Below are 22,784 nucleotides of genomic sequence, written 5' to 3'. Positions count from 1 at the left end.
AGCATACTGATCGAATGTGTACTGTCAATCATCAAACAAACGACGCGCGACAAAAAGCTCCAGGGAGACACTTGATGAAACTGCATGGCTACTTCCGCAGCAGCGCGTCGTACCGGGTGCGGATCGCCCTCAATCTCAAGGGCCTGACGGTCGAACACCTCCCCCATCACCTGCGCAAGGGCGAGCAGCGCGCGCCCGACTACCTCAAGCTCAACCCGCAGGGCCTCGTTCCGACCCTGATCGACGATCAGGGCGATGTGCTGACGCAGTCGCTCGCCGTCATCGAATGGCTCGACGAGACCCATCCCACACCGCCGCTACTGCCGGCCGATCCGCTGAAGCGCGCGCGGGTGCGCGCGTTCGCGATGGCGATCGCCTGCGACACCCATCCGGTGCAAAATCTGAAAGTGCTGGCGCGGCTGCGCCAGCTCGGCCTGCCGGAAGAACAAGTCACCGCGTGGGCGGCCTGGGCCAACCAGGATGGCCTCGAAGCTTGCGAGGCGCTGATCGCCCATGAGACAGGCCCGTTCTGTTTCGGCGACGCCCCCACTCTCGCCGACCTCTGCCTCGTGCCGCAGCTCGCCAATGCCCGGCGCTTCGGCGTTGCGGTGGAAAAATTTCCGCGGCTGATGACGGCGGAAGCCGCGACAAAATCCCTCAAGGCGTTTGCCGACGCCGCACCCGATCGTCAGCCCGATGCCGAATAAGGACGACCATCCCTCGATGGACGACGTCTACACCAAGCCGGGCTACCTGTTCCGGCGGATGCAGCAGATCGCCGTATCCATCTTCATGGAAGAGTGCAAGGCGTTCGACCTGACGCCGGTGCAGTACGCCGCGCTGGTGGCAATCCGCAGCCATCCCGGCATCGATGCGACGCGGCTGTCGGCGGTGATCGCCTTCGACCGCTCGACGCTCGGCAGCGTGCTGGAACGGCTGGAGACCAAGGGCTACATCCAGCGCAAGCCCGGCGCCGACGACAAGCGCGTCAAGCTGCTGCACCTCACCACAAGCGGCGCTGCGCTGCTGCGTGAGGTGATGGCCTCAGTCGACCGCGCCCAGGCGCGCATGCTGCAGCCGCTGAAGCCAGCCGACCGCAAGACGCTGCTGGGGCTTTTGATCCAGCTCGTCGATCTCAACAACGAGGTGTCCCGCGTCCCGCTGCGGGCGGAGGACGCCGTCGAACATCTCAAGAAGACAACCTGACGGAGGCATCCTTGACCACGAACACCGGCGCACGTCCCGTACTGATCGCAGGTGGAGGCATTGGCGGGCTCGCCGCCGCGGTCGGCCTCGCGCGCAAGGGCATCCGCAGCATCGTGCTGGAAAAGGCCTCCGCCCTCGGCGAGATCGGCGCCGGCATCCAGCTCGGCCCCAACGCCTTCCATGCCTTCGACTATCTCGGCGTCGGCGAGGCCGCGCGCGGCATGGCTGTGTACGTCGACCAGCTCCGCCTGATGGATGCGCTGACCGCCGAGGAGATCACCCACATCGACCTGCGCGAGGCGTTCCGCTCGCGCTTCAAGAATCCCTACGCCGTCGTGCACCGCGGCGACCTCCATGGCGTGTTCCTGAAGACCTGCCAGGCCAACGACCTGATCGAGCTGCGCGTCAACAGCGAGGTGGTCGGCTACGACCAGGACGGCTCCTCCGTCACCGCCCGCCTCGCCTCCGGCGATGCCGTCACCGGCTCGCTGCTGATCGGCGCCGACGGTCTGTGGTCGAACATCCGCAAGAAGGTGGTCAACGACGGCGCGCCGCGGGTGTCCGGCCATACCACCTACCGCTCGGTGATCCCGACCGAGCAGATGCCGGAGGACCTGCGCTGGAACGCGGCAACGCTGTGGGCCGGCCCGAAGTGCCACATCGTGCACTATCCCCTGTCCGGCTGGAAGGTGTTCAACCTGGTCGTGACCTACCACAACGACGCCCCCGAGCCGGTCGCCGGCAAGCCGGTGTCGGAAGACGAGGTGATGAAGGGTTTTCATCACGTCCATCCGCGGGCACAAAACATCATCCGCCATGGCAAGGACTGGAAGCTGTGGGTGCTGTGTGATCGCGATCCCGTCGAGACCTGGATCGATGGCCGCGTCGCTCTGCTCGGCGACGCCGCCCATCCGATGATGCAGTATTTCGCGCAAGGCGCCTGCATGGCGCTGGAAGATGCCGTCTGCCTGTCGCACATGCTCGACAAGTATCCGAACGACCACGCCACCGCGCTCGAGGTCTACCGCAAGCAGCGCATGGTGCGCACCGCCCGCGTGCAGTTGCAGTCGCGCGCCATCGGCGAGCACATCTACCACCCAGCCGGCGCCCATGCCGTGCTGCGCAACGAGATCATGCGCGCGAAGTCGTCGGAGGATTATTACGACCATCTCGCGTGGCTGTATGGCGGGACGGGGCTTGGGGAGTGAGCGGGCGGATTTTTGGCAGTCAAGCCACCTCAACGCCGTGCGTTGGCTTGCCGTGCAACTACACGGTTCATGTTCGCGGCACGCCACACCCACCGCGTCATTGCCGGACTTGATCCGGCAATCCAGCTAACTCACCACACGTGAGAGCTTTTGAAGCTGGATCACCGGGTCTCGGCGCTGCGCGCCGGCCCGGTGATGACGCAGAATTTGAAGCACAGCTTTAGCCTATCGACTGATGCCCTGTAGCCCGCATGAGCGCAGCGATATGCGGGGCTTTCAGGTGCAAGATCACCCGGATGTCGCTTCGCTCATCCGAGCTACGGCAACGACGCTCACGCCAATCCACGCGTCAGGTCGCTGAACAGCTCCTCCACCGCAAATCCCCGCGAGATCAGCTTCTGCTGGGCGGCGTAGGCGATTATCAGCTCCAGCGCCGGGCGCATGGCGGCAAGGCCGAATGGCGTGGTGTCCGGCGTCGTCGCGGGCGCGTGTGCCTTCGCCTCCTTGAGCAGGCGATAGACCTCGCGGACCGTCTCCGGATCGCCGTCATTGAGCGCCTGGCTGACCACCACCACATGGTTGATCGGGATCACGCCATGCTTTGCATACCACGCCCGTGCCTCGGCATCGGGATCGGCGAACAGCGGCTTGAGGCGCGGATCGCTCGACGTCTCGCCGAGCGCCACATCGATCTCGCCGTCGATCAGCATCTGCAGGATGGTTTTGCCCGCCGGCGCCCGGGTCGTCGTGTCCCGGTACTCGGCGACATGGGGATCCTCGTAGGTGATCCATTCGATGCCATCGAGATCGACACCATGATCATTGGCCAGAATGCCACGCAGCCAGGCGCCGGAGGTGGTGGTGAAGGAGCGGATGCCGACGCGCTTGCTGGCGAGATCCGCGACCGTCAGTCGCCCCCGCTCGGCGTTGTAGAGCGCTGAGGCATGGGCGAAACGCCCCATCACGGTCGCCGGCAACAGCACCATCGGCTTGCCGTGGTCGCGCGCCATCAGGTAGGTGACGAGCGCCATTTCCGAGACGTCGAACGCCTGCTGCCGCACCATCGGCTTGAAGCCCTTGTTGGTCGGCGTGTAGTCGGCGAAATCGAACGCGACGCGGCTGGAGGCCACCTCGCCGCTCTTGAGCGCCTTCGTTCCCGGATGATCGCCAAGCAGGACGCGCAGGCGTTTGGGGTCAGTCATGGTCCACTCTCCCGACAAGGATCGTCATTGCATCCTGATGTTGGCGGCCTTCAGGATCGGCCCCCAGCGATCGGCCTCGGCATGCATGTAGGCGGCGAAATCTGCCGGCGAACTGCCGACCGGCTCGGCGCCGAGACTCCTGAAACGCTCGATGACGTCCGGCTCCCGTAACGCGGCGACGATGTCGCGGTTGATGCGCGCGACGAGATCGGGCGACATCCCTGCAGGACCGAGCACACCCCACCACACCGCGGTGTCGTAACCGGCTACGCCCTGCTCCGCGATGGTTGGTACGTCCGGCAGCACCCGCGACCGCGTCGCCGTGCTGACCGCGAGTGCGCGCACCGTGCCGCTCTCGACCTGGCTCAGCACCTCGGCGAGCGGATTGATGCCGATGGGCACCTGACCCGCCATCACCGCGGTGACCGCGGGCGCACCGCCGCGGAACGGGATCATGGTCATGTCGACGCCGGCCATGTGCTTGAGCAGCTCGCCGGCGAGATGGGCCGAGGTGCCGTTGCCGGAGGTCGCGTACGAGAAAGCCTCCGGCTTCTGCCGCAGCGCCGCCAGCAGCTCCGGCAGCGTCTTCGCCGGCATGTCCTTGCCGACGATCAGGGCCAGCGGCGAATAGCCGATCTCGGTGATCGGCGTGAAGTCGCGGAAGGTGTCGTATGGCAGCGACGGATAAAAGAACTGGTTGAGCGGATGGCCGCTCGCCACCAGGATCAGGGTATGGCCGTCCGGCGCGGCCTGGGTCAGCGCCTGCGATGCGACGATGCCGCCGGCGCCGGGCCGGTTGTCGACGATCGGCTGCTGGCCCCATGTCTTCGCCAGCACCTGGCCAAGGGTGCGGGCGAGGATGTCGACCGCCCCACCCGCGGCATAGGGCACGAGGATGTGCACCGGCTTCGACGGGAACGGCTCGGCCCATGCGGAGCCCGCGCCGATCAGGCCGAGCCACAGCACCGCCACCAGCCACGGTCGCATGATCGCCGCCATCCCAGCCTCCGCGCTGTCAGACGTCTTCCGGCCGGTCGACATAGACGAGCCCTGCCTTCTGCAGCGTCTCGCGCATCCTGTACATGTCGAGGCCGAGTTCGCCGGACGCCAGCCGCGCCCGCTTGCCCTCCTCCTCGGACTGGCGCATGAGGCCTTTTGCGGCAACCTCGGCGGCCTGCGCGCGCGGGATCACCACGACACCATCGTCATCGGCCACCACCACGTCGCCCGGCGTCACCAGCGCGCCGGCGCACACCACCGGCACGTTGACGGCGCCGAGCGTCGCCTTGACCGTGCCCTTGGCGGAGATGGCGCGCGACCACACCGGAAATCCCATCCTGGTGAGCGCCTTGATGTCACGACAGCCGGCGTCGATGACGAGGCCGACGACACCGCGCGCGACCAGCGAGGTCGCGAGCAGCTCGCCGAACATGCCGTCATGGTTCTCGGTGGTGCAGCCGACGACGAGGATGTCACCCTTGCGGCACTGCTCGACCGCGACATGCAGCATCCAGTTGTCGCCAGGCTGCGCCAGCACGGTGACGGCCGTGCCGGCCACTTCCGCGCCCGGCCAGATCGGACGCATATAGGGCTGCATCAGGCCGAAGCGGCCGTAGGCCTCGTGGGCGGTGGAGACGCCGAGGCCGGCGAGCGTCCTGACGGAGGCTTCGTCCGCCCGCGCAATATTCCTGACGACGACGGTCTTCATGCCAGCTCTCCCACCACGGCCGGGAACAGCCGCTGATACGCCTCGCCATAGGTCATCGGCGTGCCGGCGTTGCGGCCGCCCTGGACGCCGCGGTTGAGCGCGACGCGGGTGTAGTACTCCCAGAGATGCTTCTGCGCGGCGAGGACCTCGAACGCCCGGCGCTTCTGCTCCCAGACCTCGTCGATGTTGAGGATCACCTGGGGCTTGAAGTTGCACTGCTCGGGCTGGTGCGGCTCGAACAGGAACACCGGCGGCGCCGCATAAGTGTACTTGGCGCCGGGCTTGTGGCCCATCGCCTGGGCGACCACGCGGGTCTCCTGGGCAAAGTGCGCGGCGGTCGGATGGTCGAAATTGTAGGGGTCCTCCAGCGCGTGGGTCAGCACGAACGACGGGTTGAGCTCGCGGTAGACATCGACCATGCGGTCGAAATGCTCCTCCTTGAGGCGCAGCGGATAGTCGCCGACGTCGAAGAACTCGATCTCGGCGCCGAGCACCGCGGCGGCGCGCTCGGCCTCGTCGCGCCGGCCGGCCTTGACTTTCTCCAGCGTCGCCCCCGCCTCCTTCCAGGCGAACTGGCTCTCGCCGCGTTCGCCATACGACAGGCAGACGATCTTGACGCGATAGCCCTTTCTGGCATGCAGCGCGATCGCGCCGCCCGCACGCCAGACGAAATCGCCGGGATGGGCGGTGACCACGAGGCCGGTCTTGGTGGTGGCCATGTTGTGTCCTTTCCGTATTGAACAGGTTGGAAGATGATCAGGCGGTGGGCGCCGGCTCTCCGTCGAGAACCCTGCGCATCTGCGTCATGTCGAGCGCGTTTTCCCACCTGGCGATGACGATGGTCGCGACCGCATTGCCGACGAGGTTGGTCGGCGTCAGCGCCTGCGACATCAGGCGGTGCACCCCGAGCACCAGCGCGACGCTCGCCACCGGAATGGTGCCGCCCGCCGCCAACGTCGCGGCCAGCACCACGAAGGCTGCACCCGCGATCCCCGCCGCCCCCTTCGAGGTGACCAGCAGGATCAGCAACAGGCCGATCTGATGGCTGACGTCGAAGTGAGTGTTGGTGGCCTGCGCCAGGAACACGGCAGCGGTTGCCAGATAGAGACAGGTGCCGTCGAGGTTGAACGAATAGCCGGTTGGAATCACGAGACCGACAATGCTCTTTTCGCACCCCAGTGCCTCGAGCTTGCTGATCATGCGCGGCAGCACTGTCTCCGACGAGGTCGTCGCGATGCACACCAGCAGCTCTTCCCAGATATAGCGGATCAGCTTGAGGAGATTGGCGCCACACAGCGCCGCGATCGGACCGAGCACGATGGCGATGAAAATGATGCAGGTGACGTAGAAGCCGCCGATCAGCTTGCCGAGCGAGGACAGCGAGCCGACGCCGAACTTGCCGACGGTGAAGGCGATGGCGCCGAACGCACCGAGCGGCGCCGCCCACATCACGATGCGCACGAGGCCGAACACCATCTTGGCGGCGACCTCCAGCACATCGGTCATGGGCTTTGCCTTGTCGCCGAGCCAGATCAGCGCGAAGCCGCACATCACCGACAGGAACAGCACCTGCAGGATATGCCCCTCCGCAAAGGCGCCGACGAAGGTGTTGGGAATGATGTTCATCAGGAACGGCACGAAGCCGACCGCCGACGTCTGCTTGACGTAGGGTTCGATGACGCTGGGATTGATGGTCGAGACGTCGACGTTCATGCCCGCGCCGGGCTGCCACAGGTTGACCGCGACGAGGCCGATGATCAGCGCGAACGTCGTGACCACCTCGAAGTAGACGATCGCCTTGATCGCCACCCGCCCCACCTTGGCCATGTCGGCCATGTGGGCGATGCCGTTGACCACCGTGCAGAAGATGATCGGCGCGATCAGCATGCGGATCGCCTTGATGAAGGCGTCGCCGAACGGCTGCATCTGGGCTCCCAGATCCGGCCGCCAGACGCCGAGCGCGATGCCGAGCGCCATGGCAACCATCACCTGGACCCACAGCTCCTTCCACCATGCCTTCGTCGGTCGTCGAGCGGCAGTCGCCTGCGTCATCGAGATGCTCACCTGTCGTTTCCCCTGTCTTGTTGTTGGCTTGGCGGCGCGTTCAGAATTCGAACAGCCGCGCCGGGTTGTCGACCAGCACCAGCTGCTGCCATTCCGCCTCCGGCAGGAACAGCGGAATCAGGTCGACGAGATCGCCGTCGTTCGGCATCACCTTGACATTGGGATGCGGCCAGTCGGTGCCCCAGATCACCCGGTCCGGCGCGGTCTCGACAATCTTGCGCGCGAACGGCACTGCGTCATGGAATGGCGGGCCGCTTGACGATACCCGCTCGCAGCCGCAGACCTTGACCCAGCACTTGTCATCGCGCTGCATCAGGTCGATCAGGGTGCGGAACGGCAGCTGGTCGAGACCGTCGGAGGCTTTCACCCGGCCCATGTGGTCGATGGTGTAACGCACCGGCAGCTTTGCCAGGAGATCGGCATATTCCGGCAGGTCGATGGCATCGAAGTGCAGGTCGACGTGCCAGCCGAGCGGCGCGATCATGGCGACGATGCGGTGGAACACGGCCATATCAGGCACGCCGCCGAGATGGCGCACGAAGTTGAAGCGACAGCCGCGGAAGCCGCCCTCGTGCAGCTCACGCAAGCCCCGCTCGGTGATGGTGCCGTCGATGTTGGCGACGGCGCGGTAGGTGCCGCCGCTTGCGGCGATGGCGTCGAGCGCGACGCGGTTGTCGGTGCCATGCACGCTGGCGTTGACGATGACGGCGCGGCCGATGCCGAGCTTCCTGTGCAGCGCGCGGAAGTCGGCGAGCGGCGCGTCCGGCGGCGTGTAGGGCCGGTTCGGCGCATAGGGATAGGTGTCGTGCGGCCCGAAGATGTGGGTGTGGGCGTCGCAGGCGAGCGGCGGCAGCTTGAATGCCGGCGTGCGGGTGTCGGGGTCGGGTCCGGGAATGGTCGGCTTGAGCATGGCGATCCCTGTGTGGTCGTTGTCATCCGGCGCGCGGGACAGCCGCGCGCCGCGTGGTCATTTGCGCCGGCGCCAGAACAGCCGATCCGGATTGGCGACCAGCAGCTTGCGCTGCATGTCGGCCTCGGGCGCGTAGAGCGGAACGAGATCGGCGAGATCGCCGTCGTTGGGCATCACCTTGACGTTCGGATGCGGCCAGTCGGTGCCCCAGATCACGCGATCGGGCGCATTGTCGATCAGGGCCCTGGCGAACGGCACCACGTCATGGAACGGCGCGCCGGTGGCGGAGGCACGCTCCGGGCCGGTAATCTTGATCCAGCACTTCTCGTCCGCGCGCTGCAGCGCCAGCAACGCCTTGAACTCCGGATCGTCGAGGCCCTTGCCGGCATCGATGGTGCCCATGTGGTCGATCACATAAGTCACCGGCAGCGCCTGCAGGATCGGAGCAAATTCGCGCACGGTGCCCTGCTCCAGGTAGATGTCGACGTGCCAGCCGATCGCCGCGACGCGGTCGACGAGGCGACGGAACACCTTCATGTCGCCGACACCACCGAGCCGCTTCAGGGAGGCGAAGCGGCAGCCGCGGATGCCGGCCTTGTCGAGGGCGTGCAGCTCGGCGTCGGACATGGCGTCATTGATGTTGGCGATGCCGAGATAACGGCCCTCACTCTGCGCGATGGCGTCGGTGACCACGCGGTTGTCGAAGCCATGGACCGTTGCGTTGACGATGACGGCACGCGCGACGCCGATCTTGTCGTGCAGGCTGCGAAACATGGCGAGCGGCGCGTCCGGCGGAGAATACGGCCGCTTCGGCGAGAACGGATAGGTCGCGGCGGGACCGAAGATATGGGTGTGGGTGTCGACACTGCCGGCGGGCAACCTGAACTTCGGCGTCCGCGTGTCGGGATCGGGCCCAGGAATCGTGGGAATCGCGGGGATCGCCCGCGCCTCGCCGTCCGCGGCACACGCCGGCGGCAGACCTCCGGCCCAAGCCGCGACGCCGAGCCCCGCACTTGCCGCCAACAGATCACGCCTGCGCATGCCGTTCTCTCCCTTATTCTTGTTGTTCGCCGGCCCTATTTGGCGGCCGCCACGCGCTTGGCCGCGCGCGCCGCCGGCCGGTCGGCGCTCGCCGCGACCGGAACATCGACCACGCCGGGCGCCTGCAGCGACGCCACCGTCGAGGCGACCAGTTCCTCGATGGCGTGGGCGACATCGGAGCCATCCGCCTCGCCGCGCGACAGGCGCGTCACGCGCTCGGGGGTGATCAGCGTGTAGTACAACGCCCCCAGCAGGAACTGGCAGCGCCACACCACCGTCGTGAGCGGCAGATGCGGCAGGCTCTCGCGGATCGCGGCGATGAAAGCCTGGGTGGTGTCGTCAAAAATCTCCGCGATGATGCGGCCGACCACCGCGTTGCCCTCCGCCGACATCACCGCGCGCAGCCGCGTGAAGCGCGCGCCGCCTCCGGCGAGATCGCTGCTGGAGGAGAACGCCGGCAGCACATAGGCGCGCACGATCGCCTCCAGCCGCTGCTGCATGTCGCTGATGCGCTTGGCCGCGACCAGAAGCTCGATGCGGCGCTGGTTCATCGGCCCGCAGTGGCGGCGGTAGATCTCGAGCAGAAGGCCGTCCTTGCTCTTGAAATGATAGGTCACGCTGCCGGGATTGGCGCCCGCGGCCTGAGCGATGTCGCGGATCGAGACGGCATCGTAGCCATGGGTTGAGAACAGCTGCTCCGCCGCGCTCAGGATCGCTTCCCGCATGTTCGGGTTCCGCGCCATGGCCCTCTTCCGTCCTTGCTCCGGTGTTGCCGCCGCCTGCGTACTTTTGTACAAATGTACAAAAGATATGGTCTTGTCAATAAGACGCGACCGCCGCCAACAGGAGACGCGCCCATGACGCCGGAACCGATCCTCGACCTCGCCCATCTCGGCCATGTCGAAATGCTCACCCCGAAGCCGGACGAGAGCCTCAAATTCTTTGTCGACGTGATGGGCATGACCGTCAGCGGTCGCCAGGGCGACTCCGTCTACCTGCGCGGCTGGGACGACTACGAGCGCGCGACACTGAAGCTGACGGCCTCGAACACGTCAGGCATGGGTCACATGGCGTTCCGCGCGCGCAGCCCGCAGGCGCTCGAGCGCCGCGTCGCCGCGCTGAAAGGATCCGGTCACGACATCGGCTGGATCGACGGCGATCTCGGCCACGGGCCGGCATTCCGCTGCCGCGATCCCGACGGGCATGTGGTCGAGCTCTATTACGAGACCGAGTGGTACGAGGCCCCGCCCGAACTCAAGCCCGCGCTGAAGAACCAGGCCCAGCGCTTCCCGGCCCGCGGCGTCAATGTCCGCCGCCTCGACCATCTCAACTGCCTCGCCGTCGACATCAAGGCCAACCGCCTGTTCTTCGAAAACTACCTCGGCTGCCGTCTCACCGAGCAGATCGTGCTGAACGACGGCACCGAGGCCGGCATGTGGCTGACAGTGTCGAACAAGAGCTACGACTTCGCCTACACCCGCGACCACTCAGGCACCAAAGGCCGCTTCCACCATGTCACCTACGCGCTCGACAGCCGCGAGGAGATTTTGCGCGCCGCCGACATCTTCCTGGAGAACGGTGTGTACATCGAGACCGGCCCGCACAAGCATGCGGTGCAGCAGACCTTCTTCCTTTATGTCTACGAGCCCGGCGGCAACCGCGTCGAAGTCGCCAATGCCGGCGCGCGGCTGGTCCTCGCCCCCGACTGGAAGCCGATCGTATGGACCGAAGAGGAGCGCAAGAAGGGCCAGGCGTGGGGGCTGAAGACCATCGAGTCCTTCCACACCCATGGCACGCCTCCGGTGTGAGGGTAGCAGGCCTTAGTCCCTTATCCAGAAATGCATGAAACCAAGCGTCTCGAAGCGCGTACGAACTCTCACCTCATCCTGAGGAGCCCGCGCAGCGGGCGTCTCCAAAGATGAGGCCGAGAAGCGAACTACAGGCGCATGGGCCTCATGGTTCGAGACGCGCGGCGTGCCGCGCTCCTCACCATGAGGAGGGCTGCATCAGATGAAAGTGCGTCGCCCCGCAGCCCGCATGAGCGAAGCGACATGCGGGTGATCTTTCGCAACCGTCCCGCTGCTCTCATCCGGGCTACGCGTTCATTCGCGGCCTTTCTCTTCATCCTGAGGAGCCCGCGCGGCGGGCGTCTCGAAGGATGGGGCCGAGAGACAAACGGCAAATACTGCGGCCTCATGGTTCGAGACGCGCAGCTACGCTGCGCTCCTCACCATGAGCAGTAAAGCGTTCATCCGGGCTACGTGCTGCACATGTGGACGGACATGGCCCGTCCGAAGGCGCCGTCCCGCATCCGGCGTCCCGCGCCTCAGCCGTGCCCGTCCGGCCCGCCCGCCGCCGGATGGGTCAGCACCGAGTCCGGCGGCGTGGTGTCGCCGGCGCCGAGGGAGCGCTGCATCATCACGGTGGCCGACCAGTGGCCGAACTTGTAGCCGATCGCCGGCAGGTAGCCGACCTGGCGAAAACCGCAGTTCTCGTGCAGGCGGATCGAGGCGGCGTTGGCGGCGTCGATGTAGCCGATGAGCTGGCGATAACCCGCCGCCGCGCAGGCGTCGACCAGCGCCGGCAGCAGCACCCGCCCCACCCCGGCGCGCATGTGGTCGTGGTGCACATAGATCGAGTGCTTGGCGGTGTAGCGATAGGCCGGGCGCTTGCGGAACAGCACCGCATAGGCGTAGCCGACAATGATGCCATCGATCTCGGCGACGATATGCGGCAGACGGCGGCTGCGCATGTTCTTGCGCCGCTGCTTCAAGTCGTCGGGATCGAGCGGCTCGGCGGCCTGCACCGCACCGGGCTCGACGCCGTGGCGGATGTGATAGCGATAGATCGCCAGCATCGCGTCGACATCGTCGTCGCGCGATGGCCGAATGGTGATCGTCGGCGCCGGACACGCCGCAGCGGATGACGACAGGTCGAGACCGGGTTCAGCCATGGCGGTCACTCGCGCACGACATAGGTGTGGAAGCGGATGGTACCGCTGGCATCGATTTCGCGATAGAGGCCCTGGATTTCGGCGCCGAAGCCGGGAAACAGGTTTTCCGCCTGCTCGAACGCCTTGAGATACGCGATCATCGGTTTCGCGCGCTCCGTGATCCGCTCGCCGGGCACGATGGTGGCGATGCCGGGCGGATAGACCACGAACAGCGTCGTGGCGATGCGGCCGTCGATCTCGTCGATCGGCAGGTAATCGACGTCGTTGCGCACGAGGTAGCGCGACGCCTGATACGGCGTCATCGCCGGCTCCGGCAGGTGCTCGGCACGGAACTGGGCCTTCTGCAGCTCGCTGATGTTGGCGGAGCGGTAGAACGCATGCATCTCGCCGCACAGGTTGCGCAGCCGCACGCCACGGTAGCGCGCCGGCCGGCGCGCGACGAACTCCGGCATCACATCGTCGAGCAGCGCGTTGTCGTCGTGCAGGCGCTTGAACGCGACGAGCGCGCTGACCAGCGTGCCGGCCTTGCTCGATTCCACGCCCGGGGTGAGCAGGAACAGCAGCGAGTTGAGGTCGTTCTTTTCCGGCACGACGCGGTTCTCGCGGAGATACTGCGCGACCACCGGCGCCGGGATGCCGTGCGCCTCATACTGGCCGGTCTTACGGTCGAGCCCCGGCGTCAGCAGCGTCAGCTTGTTCGGGTCGGTGATGGCGAGGCCCGGCGCGAGGTTGGCAAAGCCATGCCAGGACGCGCCCGGCTTGAATTCCCAGTAGCTCGCCTTGCTGGCGAGCTGGTCGGTCGACAGACTTTCCCAGGGCACGTCATGCGACCCGCCCTCGCGCGCCACGTCCGGGATCGACACCCGGTCCGGCACGAATGGATCGAAAAACCAGCGGCGGACCGGATCGCTTTCCTTCTCGTCGAACTCGCGGCGGACGGCGCGCAGCTTCTTGCGCAGCTCGATGCCGAGGCGGATGGTGTCGTCCCACAGCACCTCACCCGAGCGGCCCTTCATCATCTGCGCGCCGACGTCAAGCGAGGCGAACAGCGGATAGAACGGCGACGTCGAGGCGTGCTGCAAGAAGCTCTCGTTGAAGCGGCGGTGCTCGACGCGGCGGCGCTGGCCCTTGATGTGGCGATCCCTGACATGGATCTGCGAAGCCTGCGAGAAGCTCGCGAGCTGCTTGTGGGTCGACTGGGTGGCGATGATGCCGGGCGCGTCCGGTCCGAGCTCGCGCAGCCCCATCGCGAAGCGCTCGGCATAGATCGGATGGAATTTCATGAAGCCGGCCCAGGCCTCGTCGAACAGGATGTAGTCGCAGAGCGGGCCGATCTTCTCCAGCAGCTTCTGGGCGTTGTAGATGGTGCCGTCATAGGTGCACTGCTCGATCACCGCGACGCGGAACGGACGGCGGCGGGTCGCCGCCTCCGGGTCCTTGACCAGCGGGCTCGCCGCGATCGCGGCGCGGATCGTTGCCTCATCGAGCGAAGCCGGCGTGATCGGACCGATCAGGCCGTAGGCGTTGCGCTCGGTCGGCAGGTACACCGGCGTGCCGCCGCCGAGCAGCAGTGCGCCGTGATGCGCGGCCTTGTGGTTGTTGCGGTCGAACAGCACGAGATCGCCCTCGGCGACCAGCGCCGACAGCACGATCTTGTTGGACGCCGAGGTGCCGTTGAGAACGAAGTAGGTTTTTTCGGCCCCGAAGATGGTCGCGGCTTCCTTCTGCGCCTGCAGCGCCGGCCCCTCATGGGTCAGGAGGTCGCCGAGTTCGAGCACGGAGTTGTCGAGGTCGTCACGGAACACGGCCTCGCCGAGATGCTCCATGAAGATCCGCCCGATCGGGCTGCGGCTGTAGAAGATGCCGCCATTGTGACCCGGACAGGTCCATAGCTGGTTGCCCTCCTCGGCGAAATCCGACAGCGCGCCGAAGAATGGCGTCTTCAGGGTCTCGGCATACTGCTTGAGGCGGCTGACCAAGTTCTTGGCGATGAACTCGGGGGTCTCCTCGGCGAGGAAGATGTAGCCGTCGATGAAGTCGAGCACCTCGACCGGGATGTCCTCGAAGCGCTTGCGCCGCACCAAGAGCACGATCGGCATCTCCAGGCCCCGGCGGCGCATCAGGGCGATCAGGGACGCGGCCTTGCCCTCCAGCCCCTTCTTGCCCCAGTCGACCACCATGCAGCCGATGGCGGCGTCGGTCTGCACCGCGATCTCCGCATCCTCGATGCGGCGCGCCTTGACCACCTGAAAGCCCATATGCTCGATCGCGGCCATGATCTGCTGGAGCCGCAGCCCCTCGAGATCGTCCGCGTCGAACACCGGCGCCGAAAAAAGAAAAGTGAAGCGTTGGAAGAAGTTCATGGGTCCGCCACGGGTCCAAGGGGTGGGAGGCTCGCCCGACATTTCAGGACGAAGATGACAGTGATATGACTATCACCCGCCGATCGTCGAGGCTTGTGGATTTACGCCCGGCGGCACGATGCCCGCGCCGCATCAGGCTCAACCTAGAGGCCGGTCAGCAGCTTCTTGAGGAGCAAGTTGAGGGTTGTCTGCTCCGCCGGTGTCAGCACGGACAGCATGCGCTCCTCAAGCGCCACCATGGGGCCAATCAAATCGTCGATTGCGCGCTTGCCGGCAACCGTCAGCGCGACCTGCCTGCCGCGCCGGTCGTTGGGATCGGGGCGGCGCTCAATCAACCCGGCGCGCTCCAGCCGGTCCAGGCGGCTGGTCATGCCGCCGGAGGAGATCATGGCCGATTCGTACAACTGGGTCGGCGACAACATGTAGGGCTCACCGGCGCGCCTGAGCGGCGTCAGCACATCGAACTCGCCGACCTGCAGGTCCGCTTCCGCAAGCAACGGGTTCATGTGATCGCGGATCACCCGCGCGGCGGCATCGAGCAGGCGACCGACCGTTTCCACCGGCAGGGTTGGGAGATCGGGGCGCTCGCGGGCCCATTGTTCGGAGGCAGCCTCGGCACGGTCCATCGACGATTATCTCTCTATCAAGTATCTTGATATCAAGATACTTAGCCCCTATCAGCTCGGAACAAGGGCAATAGCGCGGCTTCCGACGACTTTAGAGGGAAAAACGATGTCCAAGATGATTTTGGTGAACCTGCCCGTGCGCGATCTCGCCGCGGCGACGGCGTTCTACGTGGCGCTCGGCGGCACGGTGAACCCGCAGTTTTCGGGGGAGAATTCGACCTCGCTGATGTTCGCGGACGCAATCGGGGTGATGCTGTTGACCCACGATTACTATCGCGAATTCACCAAGCGCCCGATCGGCGACGCGCGAGCCGACAGTCAGGCTCTGTACGCCCTGACGGTCGACGACCGCGATGTTGTCGATGCCACGGTGGCGCGCGCGGTGGCGGCGGGCGGCAGAGCCGATCCCAACCCGGCGCAGGACCTCGGCTTCATGTACAACCGCCACATCGAAGACCTGGATGGCTATGTCTGGGAGATCGTCTGGATGAACACCGCGAACGCCTGAACGCGGACCACGCCCCCGCGCAGCGCGCCGTCCCCGCCGAGACGATGAGCGGCAGGCTGGCGACAAGCCAGCCGATGGATCATTCGGCGGCGACGCCCCGCGTCGCCTGCCGCTCGGCAATCCGCTTGCGGGTCAGCGGAATCAGCTCGCGGCCATAGTCGATGGCGTCGATCAGAGGATCGAAGCCGCGGATCAGGAAATGGCTGATGCCGAGATCGTAATAGTCGCCGAACACCTCGGCGACCTGCTCGGGCGTGCCGACCAGCGCCGTGGTGTTGCTGTTGGCGCCGGTGAGTTTCGCAATCTCGGTCCACAGCCGCTTGTCGATACGGCTGCCCTGCTCGGCCAGCGCCAACAACCGCTTGGCGCCGGCGGTGGCGCGGCCGTCGGCCGGACGGCGATACCCAGTCTGGTCCTGCAATGCGGTGGCGCGCTCCAGGATCGCTTCCGCCTTGGCCCAAGCCTTCTCTTCGGTCTCCGCGAGGATCGGCCGCACCGACAGGCTGAAACGCGGCGCCGGCCGCCCGTGCCGGGCCGCAGCTGACCGCACCCGCGCGGTGACGTCACGCACCTGGTCGTAGGATTCGCCCCACAGCGCAAAGGTGTCGGCATGCTTGCCGGCGACCTCGATGGCCGCGTCCGACGCGCCGCCGACGAAGACCGGAATGCCCTCGGCCCGGTACGGCTTGACCTGCGAGAAGCCCTGCTCCACCTGGTAGTACTTGCCGCGATAGTCGAACGGCCTGGGGCTGCTCCACTCGGCGCGCACCACGTCGAGGAACTCGTCGGTGCGGGCGTAGCGCTCGTCCTTGTCGTCAAGGGTGTTGCCGTCCTGGCGCAGCTCGACGGCGTTACCGCCGGTAATGACATGCAGCGCGACGCGGCCGCGCCAGAGCTGGTCAATGGTCGCGAGCTGCCGCGCCAGCAGCGTCGGCGCGGTGAATCCGGGGCGCTGGGCGATCAGCACATTGAGCTTGTCGGTGACACCCAGCACATGCTGGCCGACCTGCAGGCTGTCCGGAATGGTGGAGTGAAACGCGAGCAGCACGCGGTCGAAGCCGGCGTTCTCGTGGGCCTTCGCCACCGTCTCGATGTGATGGCGGTCGAGCACCGGGCCGTTCCGAACGATGGTTTCGGAGGCGTTGTTGTTGCTGATGTAGCCGATGAACTCCACGGACATGGACTGCTCCCTGCAAGATGTCGTTGTGTCAGATCCCGAGCGCGAGCCGCCCGGCGGCGACGCGGGTGGAATCGTCCTGCGGCGTGTGCACCCTCGCGCACAGCACGTCGCGGTAATGCCGCTCCAGCGGGTTGGACCGCGTCAGGCCGTGATTGCCGGTCAGCGACAGCGCCGCCTCCACCACCTCGACGGCATTGTTGGTCACGGTCAGCTTGATGATGTTGGCTTCCGTCGTCGCGATCTCCCGGCCGCTGTCGCAATCGTCGGCAAAGCTGCCGATCAGCCGCGCATTGACGGCGAGGCGCGCCTCGATGCCGCCGACGACGTCGTGCGCCCGTGGCAGCGTCGCCAGCGGTGCGCCGAGGCTCGCGGGCGTCCGCGTCTTCAGGAAGGTGATCAGCCAGTCGCGCGCTGCGCGGGCGACGCCGTCATAGATCGCCGGGATCAGCACCGCATGTAGCGGCACCTGGGCGCCCTCGACGGCGCGCCACTGCGCCGGCGTGCGGATGTCGACCGCATGATCGGCCGGGATCGCGACATCGTCGAACAGCACGTCGTGGCTGCCGCTCGCGCGCAAGCCGAGATGATCCCAGGTTTCATGGATACGGATGCCTTCTCCACCGGCCGGCACCAGGAATGCGCCCACCCGCGGCTCGGCCTCGTCGGTGCGCGCCCACACCACATACCACTTCAGGATTGGCGCGCCCGTCGAATAGATCTTATGGCCGCTGAGGCGCCAGCCATCAGCGGTGCGCCGCGCCACCGTCGCCGGCAGGCCGCCGCGCGCGGGCGAGCCCAATTCCGGTTCGACGCGCAGCGCGTTGACCAGCGCGATGCCGTCGAGCGTCTCGCGGGCGAGCCGGTGCGCGAGATGCGGCGGCCATGCCGGGTTCACGGCAATCGTGAGATGCTGGATGTAGTGCATCGACAGCACCAGCGCGGTCGACGGATCGGCGTGGCCGACGATACCAAGCACGTGCGCGGCATCGCGCACCCCGCCACCGAGGCCGCCACGCGCCGCTGGCACGGTCAGCGCCAGCAGGCCGGCGTCGGCGAGCTCGCGAAAATTCTCGAACGGAAAGCTGCGATCGCGGTCATGCTGCGCCGCACGGGCGGCGAACCCCGATGCCAGCAGGTGCGCCCTGTCGAAGATCGTCGCCACGGCGTCCATCACACAGCCCCGTTCACCAGGTCGCGTCGAGGCCGAGCAGGCCGAGGATCCGCCGCCGCAGGTCGGCGAGATGCGGATCGCCGCGGTGGCGCGGATATGGCAGCTCGACCGCGATGTCGGCCTTGACCTTGGCCGGGCGGTCGCTGAACACGATCACCCGGTTGGCGAGGAACAGCGCCTCCTCGACGTCATGGGTGACCAGCAGCGCGGTGAAGCCGGAGCGCTGCCACAGCGACACCAGCTCGGACTGCATGGTAATGCGGGTCAGCGAGTCCAGTTTGCCGAGCGGCTCATCCAGCACCAGGATGCGGGGATCATTCACCAGCGCCCGCGCCAGCGCCACGCGCTGGGCCATGCCGCCGGACAGCTGGTGCGGATAGGCGCTGCGGAACGCCGACAGGCCGACGAGATCGATCGCCGCGTCGACGCGACGCCGCTCGCTGCGCAGGATGCCCTGCGCTTCCAGCCCGAGCGCGACGTTGTTCCACACCGTGCGCCAGGGAAACAGCGTCGGATCCTGGAACACGACCACCCGCGACGGCCAGGGACCGGTGATCGGCTCGCCGTCCTCGCGCAAGAGGCCGGCCCGCGGCGGCTCGAGGCCGGCGACGAGCCGCAGCAATGTGGACTTGCCGCAGCCCGAGGGGCCGAGCAGCGCCACGAACTCGCCGGGCTGCACACTGAAGCTGATGTCGTCGAGCACCGGCAGCGCCTTGCCGTCGATGTCGAACTGGTGGCTGACCCCGGCGATATCGAGTGACGCGCCGGCCGGTTGGGACTTGGCTGCCAGCGCTACCATTTGACGACCCCCTTCTGCCAGACCAGGAGGTGATCGCGCACCTTGAACAGCAGCGTGATGGCGCCGGAGCACAGCAGCGACATCACGAAGAGCGCCGCATACATGTTGGCATAGGCCGCCCAGCCCTGTGCCCACTGCAGGTACCAGCCGAGGCCGGCCTTGACGCCCATCATCTCGGCGACCACCAGCACTGCGAACGATGCGCCGAGGCCCATGAACAGGCCGACGAAGACATGCGGCAGCGCCGCGGGGATCGCAACCTTGAGAACGAGGAACGACGGCTTGGCGCCGAGCGTGCGGGCAACATCGTAATAGGCACTGCTGACGCTTGCGACGCCCGACCAGGTCAGCACCGTGACCGGAAAGCCGGTCGCAAGCGCGATCAGGAAGGTGCTGGCGCTCCAGCTCGACGGAAACGAGAAGAACGCGATCGGCAACCACGCCGTCGCCGGCAGCGGGCCGATGAAGCGCAGGATCGGGTGCACCCAGTAGCCGACGCTGCGCGACCAGCCGATCGCCACACCGGTGACGAAGCCGACCACCGCGCCGATGATGTAGCCGCCGAGTTGCAGCTTGACGGAGGCCCAGACACTGGCGGCAAGTTTCGGCACGTCGTCGGTGTAGACCTCGATGATCGCCTGCGGCGGCGGGAAGAACGGCAGCGGCAGCCAGGCCAGCTTGGCGGTGGCGACCTCCCACAACGCCAGGAACAGGCCGAGCACGATGAACCACGGCGCGCGCTGCCGCAGCCCCTCGCCACGGCCCAGCCACGTCGCGCCCACGGTGAAGACGCCGAGCAGCGCCGCGATCACGAACGCCGCGACAGCGAGATCGTGGGTGCGGGACCAGTCGCCGACGTCATCCCACCACAGGCACGACCAGCCGAAAGCGAGCCACGCGGTGGCCGCCGCCAATCCCGGCGCGACCTCACGCGCATGGCGCAGCCAGCCGTGCGCGCCCGGCACAGCGTCGCCCGCCGCAGACGACGGATGATACGGGACGTCGTCAGACGCCAAGAACGTCGACATAGATTCTCTCCGCGAACTTCGCCGTGTCGGTCGACGGCTTGAACACCGCGACCCGCTTGAGATCGTCGGCGTAGGCCTTGAGTTCCTGCTTCAGCGCCGCGCCGACGGGATGATGGTGATGGGTGTGGTAACGCACCATGCCCTCGAGGTCCGCCAGCGTCGCCCCCTTTGGCGCGTAAGGCTGGAATGACCTCGCCGCCAGTTCGGGATTGTGCGACGTGAACGCGGCCGCATCGAGCAGCGCCTGGGTGACGGCGCGCGCCACCTGCGGCTCGTCGCGCACGAGGCCGCCGCGCAGGCCGAGGATGCAGCAGGTCTTATCCTTGTAGTCACCGTCGAGGTTGGACGCGATCTCCTTGTAGGCGCTGTCCTTGAGCCAGAGATAGGCGACGGGATCGGCTACCAGCACCGCCTGCACCTCGCCCTTCTCCACCGCGAGCTGCAGCAGGTTCGCCGGATACGGCCGCCAGTCCACCTCGGTCGTGGGATCGATGCCCAGCTTGGCGAGCTGGATCGAAAAGAAATTCTTGTCAGGCCCCGCGAGATCGCCGACGCCGACCGGGCGCCCTTTGAGATCGGCGAGACCTTTGAGTCCGGAATCGGCGCGCGTCAGCACGCGCATGCAGCCGCCATGGGTTCCGGCCGCGATCTTGACGTCAAAACCCTGCTCCAGCGGCTTGAGCCAGCGCAGCGCCATGCCGAGGCCGGCATCGCTCTTGCCGGTCGCGATCGCTTCGAGCAACTGGTCGGTCGAGCCACTGTAGTTGATGAGCTCGACATCGAGATTGTGCTTCTGGAAAAAGCCGTGGTCGATCGCCACCGGCAATGGCGCGAGACAGACCGCACCGGCGTTCCACGACAGTTTCAGCTTGCGCGGCGCGCCGCTCAGCGGCGGCGCATCGGACGCCGTCCGGCAGATCGCGCCCTGCGCGCCGTCGAAGGCGGAGCCGACCGGGCGGACCGGAAACGCCTGCGCCCCGAACACCCCGAGCGGCGCGGCAATGGCCGCAGCGCCAGCCCCCTGCAGCAGGGTTCTGCGATTGAACAGCCTGTCACGCGTCGTCATCAGCCACTCTCTCCGCAACACACGGATATCCGGCCGCGCAGCGCCCATCCGCTGCGCGTCGGAGCAATCCGACGTCGGCCCTTGAATTCAAATGCAGCTCGGCCCGCAACGCTGACCATGTCGGCAAACGTCACGACCGAACCACCGCCGCGATGATGGTGCCGGAGCGCGTGATGCGTCAATGAAATGGAATTTTGAAGTTCGGAGCCATGGGAGACGTTCTCTCCATGCGCTTGGACCGAAAGGCCGCAACGATTTCACCACATCCGCATCATTTCATCGGCATGACGTTTTCGAGACGAACATTGCCCGCGCAACGACTTCTTCAGACAGTCATTTCATTGACGATCGGCGCGCGCGCCGCACAGCATGCGAAACATGAATCCTCAGCATGGATGGAAGGACTGATCCGCATGGCAATTCCTGCAACACCCCTCGTGTCGCTGCGGCACACGCTGCGTCGCCTGAAGTTGATGGCGGCGGCGATGGCAGCGTGCCTCGTCGCGACGTCGGCAGTCGCCGACCAGCCGGTGACGCTGCGGGTGGGCGACCAGAAGGGCGGCAACCGCTCGCTGCTGGAGATCGCCGGCCTCGCCAAGGACCTGCCTTACAAGATCGAGTGGTCGGAGTTTCCCGCGGCGGCGCCGATCCTGGAGGCGATCAACGCCGGTGCGCTCGATGTCGGCTACACCGGCGACCTCTCCTTCCTGACCGTGTTCGCCGCCGGCGCGCCGATCAAGGCGATCGGCGGCACGCGGTCGGACGCCCGCACCCAGGCGATCCTGGTACGCCAGGATTCGCCGATCCGCTCGGCGGCGGACCTCAAAGGCAAGAAGCTCGCCGGCACCCGCGCCGGCTGGGGCCAGTTCCTGATCTCGGCGACGCTGGAGAAAGCCGGCTACAGGCTCGACGACGCGACCTTCGTGCCGCTCGGCCCGGTCGACGCCAAGGTCGCGCTGCTCGCAGGCTCGGTCGACGCCTGGGCGGTGTGGGAGCCTTACATCTCCTACGCCGAACTGAAGGACAACGCCCGCGTCGTCGCCGACGGCGAAGGCTTGACCCCGACCATCACCTTCGTGGTCGCCTCCGACACTGCGATCGCTACCAAGCGCACGGCGGTCGCCGACTTCCTGCAGCGGCTCAACAGGGCGCGGCTGTGGTCGCTCGACCATGTCGCCGCGTATGCCAGGAGCACCGCCGACCTCACCAAGCTGCCGGAAGACGTGCTGGCCCGCGCCTACACGGCGCAGCGCACCAGCCCGATCGCGATCGACGACACGGTGCAGCGCGAATTCCAGCAGGCCGCCGACCGCGCCACGCGTTACGGTCTCGTCAGCAAGCCCGTCGACGTCAGCAAGGCGCTCGACCGCAGCTTCAACGCCGCATCCGGCGTCAACTGACGGGCGCATCGCCTCCCGGCCGGCGATGACCTCGCCGGCCGTCCTGGCGCATCCCGCGCGTTGTCCGAATGCGCAACCGACCGCACCCCATACCCGCGACGGCCATCCTTCAGCAGCGCAGCAATCGACGCGGCACTGCAACATTGCCATGACGCACGCACAGGGATCGCGGGCGCGCAGCTGCCTGCCTCGGCCGATGCGCGCGAGGCCAAACATGCCGTCCCGATCGGTCAATCAATCCTGCGCGACCAAGCAAGACGATTTCCAGCGCGCTGAGTAGCCTGCGCGTCGATCGTGGCTGCGCCTGCCAGCAGGTGCCAACCGCATCGGCGCGCGCGCAACGCGTCCTCG

22 protein-coding genes are annotated in these 22,784 nt (G+C 66.7%); 6 read left to right on the top strand and 16 right to left on the bottom strand.

Annotated elements, in window-relative coordinates:
• Nucleotides 1-74: 74 nt before the first annotated feature.
• The 3 genes from maiA to AB4Z37_RS17525 are packed head-to-tail and all read left to right on the top strand — an operon-like array spanning nucleotide 75 to nucleotide 2,414.
• The gene (maiA, locus tag AB4Z37_RS17535) at nucleotides 75-707 is read left to right on the top strand and encodes a maleylacetoacetate isomerase (protein ID WP_441518017.1); all 633 of its coding nucleotides are present in this window, start codon (nucleotides 75-77) and stop codon (nucleotides 705-707) included.
• Nucleotides 697-1,206: a MarR family winged helix-turn-helix transcriptional regulator gene (locus AB4Z37_RS17530; RefSeq protein ID WP_441518016.1), complete on the top strand. Its 510-nt coding sequence runs from the start codon at nucleotides 697-699 to the stop codon at nucleotides 1,204-1,206. The genes maiA and AB4Z37_RS17530 overlap by 11 nt, the downstream gene beginning before the upstream one ends.
• Before the next feature lie 11 nt (nucleotides 1,207-1,217).
• Nucleotides 1,218-2,414, top strand: coding sequence for a 3-hydroxybenzoate 6-monooxygenase (locus AB4Z37_RS17525; RefSeq protein ID WP_441518015.1), 1,197 nt, complete (start codon nucleotides 1,218-1,220; stop codon nucleotides 2,412-2,414).
• Nucleotides 2,415-2,746: 332 nt separating this feature from the next.
• Here the strand turns inward: AB4Z37_RS17525 and AB4Z37_RS17520 are convergent, their stop codons facing one another.
• From AB4Z37_RS17520 to AB4Z37_RS17485, 8 genes are read right to left on the bottom strand one after another with little or no spacing between them, the layout of a single operon-like run.
• Nucleotides 2,747-3,616, bottom strand: coding sequence for a hypothetical protein (locus AB4Z37_RS17520; RefSeq protein WP_441518014.1), 870 nt, complete (start codon nucleotides 3,614-3,616; stop codon nucleotides 2,747-2,749).
• A 24-nt stretch (nucleotides 3,617-3,640) separates the two neighbouring features.
• Nucleotides 3,641-4,603: a tripartite tricarboxylate transporter substrate binding protein gene (locus AB4Z37_RS17515; RefSeq protein ID WP_441518032.1), complete on the bottom strand. Its 963-nt coding sequence runs from the start codon at nucleotides 4,601-4,603 to the stop codon at nucleotides 3,641-3,643.
• A gap of 28 nt (nucleotides 4,604-4,631) precedes the next feature.
• Nucleotides 4,632-5,324, bottom strand: a complete 693-nt coding sequence (locus AB4Z37_RS17510; protein WP_441518013.1) for a 4-carboxy-4-hydroxy-2-oxoadipate aldolase/oxaloacetate decarboxylase — start codon at nucleotides 5,322-5,324, stop codon at nucleotides 4,632-4,634.
• The gene (locus AB4Z37_RS17505) at nucleotides 5,321-6,043 is read right to left on the bottom strand and encodes a PIG-L deacetylase family protein (RefSeq protein WP_441518012.1); all 723 of its coding nucleotides are present in this window, start codon (nucleotides 6,041-6,043) and stop codon (nucleotides 5,321-5,323) included. Before AB4Z37_RS17505 ends, AB4Z37_RS17510 begins: the two co-directional genes overlap by 4 nt.
• A 37-nt stretch (nucleotides 6,044-6,080) precedes the next feature.
• Entirely contained in the window at nucleotides 6,081-7,376 is a 1,296-nt protein-coding gene (dctA, locus tag AB4Z37_RS17500) for a C4-dicarboxylate transporter DctA (RefSeq protein ID WP_441518011.1), read from the bottom strand.
• Nucleotides 7,377-7,428: 52 nt separating this feature from the next.
• Nucleotides 7,429-8,298, bottom strand: a complete 870-nt coding sequence (locus tag AB4Z37_RS17495; RefSeq protein ID WP_441518010.1) for an amidohydrolase family protein — start codon at nucleotides 8,296-8,298, stop codon at nucleotides 7,429-7,431.
• Between the two features lie 57 nt (nucleotides 8,299-8,355).
• A complete protein-coding gene (locus tag AB4Z37_RS17490) occupies nucleotides 8,356-9,339 on the bottom strand; it encodes an amidohydrolase family protein (protein ID WP_441518009.1) in 984 nt (327 codons plus the stop codon).
• A 35-nt stretch (nucleotides 9,340-9,374) separates the two neighbouring features.
• Nucleotides 9,375-10,082, bottom strand: coding sequence for a TetR/AcrR family transcriptional regulator (locus tag AB4Z37_RS17485; RefSeq protein WP_441518008.1), 708 nt, complete (start codon nucleotides 10,080-10,082; stop codon nucleotides 9,375-9,377).
• Nucleotides 10,083-10,196: 114 nt separating this feature from the next.
• On the opposite strand from AB4Z37_RS17485, the gene AB4Z37_RS17480 reads away from it, so the two are divergent.
• Nucleotides 10,197-11,147, top strand: a complete 951-nt coding sequence (locus AB4Z37_RS17480; protein WP_441518007.1) for a catechol 2,3-dioxygenase — start codon at nucleotides 10,197-10,199, stop codon at nucleotides 11,145-11,147.
• A gap of 518 nt (nucleotides 11,148-11,665) precedes the next feature.
• Here AB4Z37_RS17480 and AB4Z37_RS17475 read toward each other — a convergent pair.
• The 3 genes from AB4Z37_RS17475 to AB4Z37_RS17465 form a co-directional block, all read right to left on the bottom strand.
• Nucleotides 11,666-12,292 (bottom strand): GNAT family N-acetyltransferase, encoded by a 627-nt coding sequence (locus AB4Z37_RS17475; protein WP_441518006.1) that lies wholly within the window; start codon nucleotides 12,290-12,292, stop codon nucleotides 11,666-11,668.
• Between the two features lie 5 nt (nucleotides 12,293-12,297).
• Complete coding sequence (locus AB4Z37_RS17470; protein WP_441518005.1) at nucleotides 12,298-14,655, bottom strand: Orn/Lys/Arg decarboxylase N-terminal domain-containing protein; 2,358 nt, start codon at nucleotides 14,653-14,655, stop codon at nucleotides 12,298-12,300.
• 143 nt (nucleotides 14,656-14,798) lie between these two features.
• Nucleotides 14,799-15,281, bottom strand: coding sequence for a MarR family winged helix-turn-helix transcriptional regulator (locus AB4Z37_RS17465; RefSeq protein WP_441518004.1), 483 nt, complete (start codon nucleotides 15,279-15,281; stop codon nucleotides 14,799-14,801).
• A 106-nt stretch (nucleotides 15,282-15,387) separates the two neighbouring features.
• On the opposite strand from AB4Z37_RS17465, the gene AB4Z37_RS17460 reads away from it, so the two are divergent.
• On the top strand, nucleotides 15,388-15,789 hold the full coding sequence (locus AB4Z37_RS17460) for a VOC family protein (protein WP_441518003.1): 402 nt from the start codon (nucleotides 15,388-15,390) through the stop codon (nucleotides 15,787-15,789).
• Between the two features lie 79 nt (nucleotides 15,790-15,868).
• On the opposite strand, the gene AB4Z37_RS17455 is transcribed toward AB4Z37_RS17460, so the two are convergent.
• Genes AB4Z37_RS17455 through AB4Z37_RS17435 form a run of 5 tightly spaced genes read right to left on the bottom strand, consistent with a single transcriptional unit; the run spans nucleotide 15,869 to nucleotide 21,033 of the window.
• Entirely contained in the window at nucleotides 15,869-16,969 is a 1,101-nt protein-coding gene (locus tag AB4Z37_RS17455; protein ID WP_441518002.1) for an LLM class flavin-dependent oxidoreductase, read from the bottom strand.
• A 28-nt stretch (nucleotides 16,970-16,997) separates the two neighbouring features.
• On the bottom strand, nucleotides 16,998-18,140 hold the full coding sequence (locus tag AB4Z37_RS17450; RefSeq protein WP_441518001.1) for an acyl-CoA dehydrogenase family protein: 1,143 nt from the start codon (nucleotides 18,138-18,140) through the stop codon (nucleotides 16,998-17,000).
• Between the two features lie 13 nt (nucleotides 18,141-18,153).
• Nucleotides 18,154-18,939 (bottom strand): ABC transporter ATP-binding protein, encoded by a 786-nt coding sequence (locus tag AB4Z37_RS17445; RefSeq protein WP_441518000.1) that lies wholly within the window; start codon nucleotides 18,937-18,939, stop codon nucleotides 18,154-18,156.
• Entirely contained in the window at nucleotides 18,933-19,967 is a 1,035-nt protein-coding gene (locus tag AB4Z37_RS17440) for an ABC transporter permease (RefSeq protein WP_441517999.1), read from the bottom strand. The genes AB4Z37_RS17445 and AB4Z37_RS17440 overlap by 7 nt, the downstream gene beginning before the upstream one ends.
• Nucleotides 19,945-21,033, bottom strand: coding sequence for an ABC transporter substrate-binding protein (locus AB4Z37_RS17435; protein WP_441517998.1), 1,089 nt, complete (start codon nucleotides 21,031-21,033; stop codon nucleotides 19,945-19,947). Before AB4Z37_RS17435 ends, AB4Z37_RS17440 begins: the two co-directional genes overlap by 23 nt.
• A gap of 473 nt (nucleotides 21,034-21,506) precedes the next feature.
• Between AB4Z37_RS17435 and AB4Z37_RS17430 the strand changes: the two genes are divergently transcribed.
• Nucleotides 21,507-22,433 carry an ABC transporter substrate-binding protein gene (locus AB4Z37_RS17430; protein WP_441518031.1) on the top strand — a complete coding sequence of 309 codons (927 nt, stop codon included), beginning with the start codon at nucleotides 21,507-21,509 and terminating at the stop codon, nucleotides 22,431-22,433.
• Nucleotides 22,434-22,784: the final 351 nt, after the last annotated feature.

The sequence above is a fragment of the Bradyrhizobium sp. 2TAF24 genome, assembly GCF_052115025.1.
GTDB lineage: Bacteria > Pseudomonadota > Alphaproteobacteria > Rhizobiales > Xanthobacteraceae > Bradyrhizobium_A.
The sequence above is the reverse complement of the archived record's forward strand: the minus strand, read 5'-3'. Positions and strand labels throughout refer to the sequence as shown.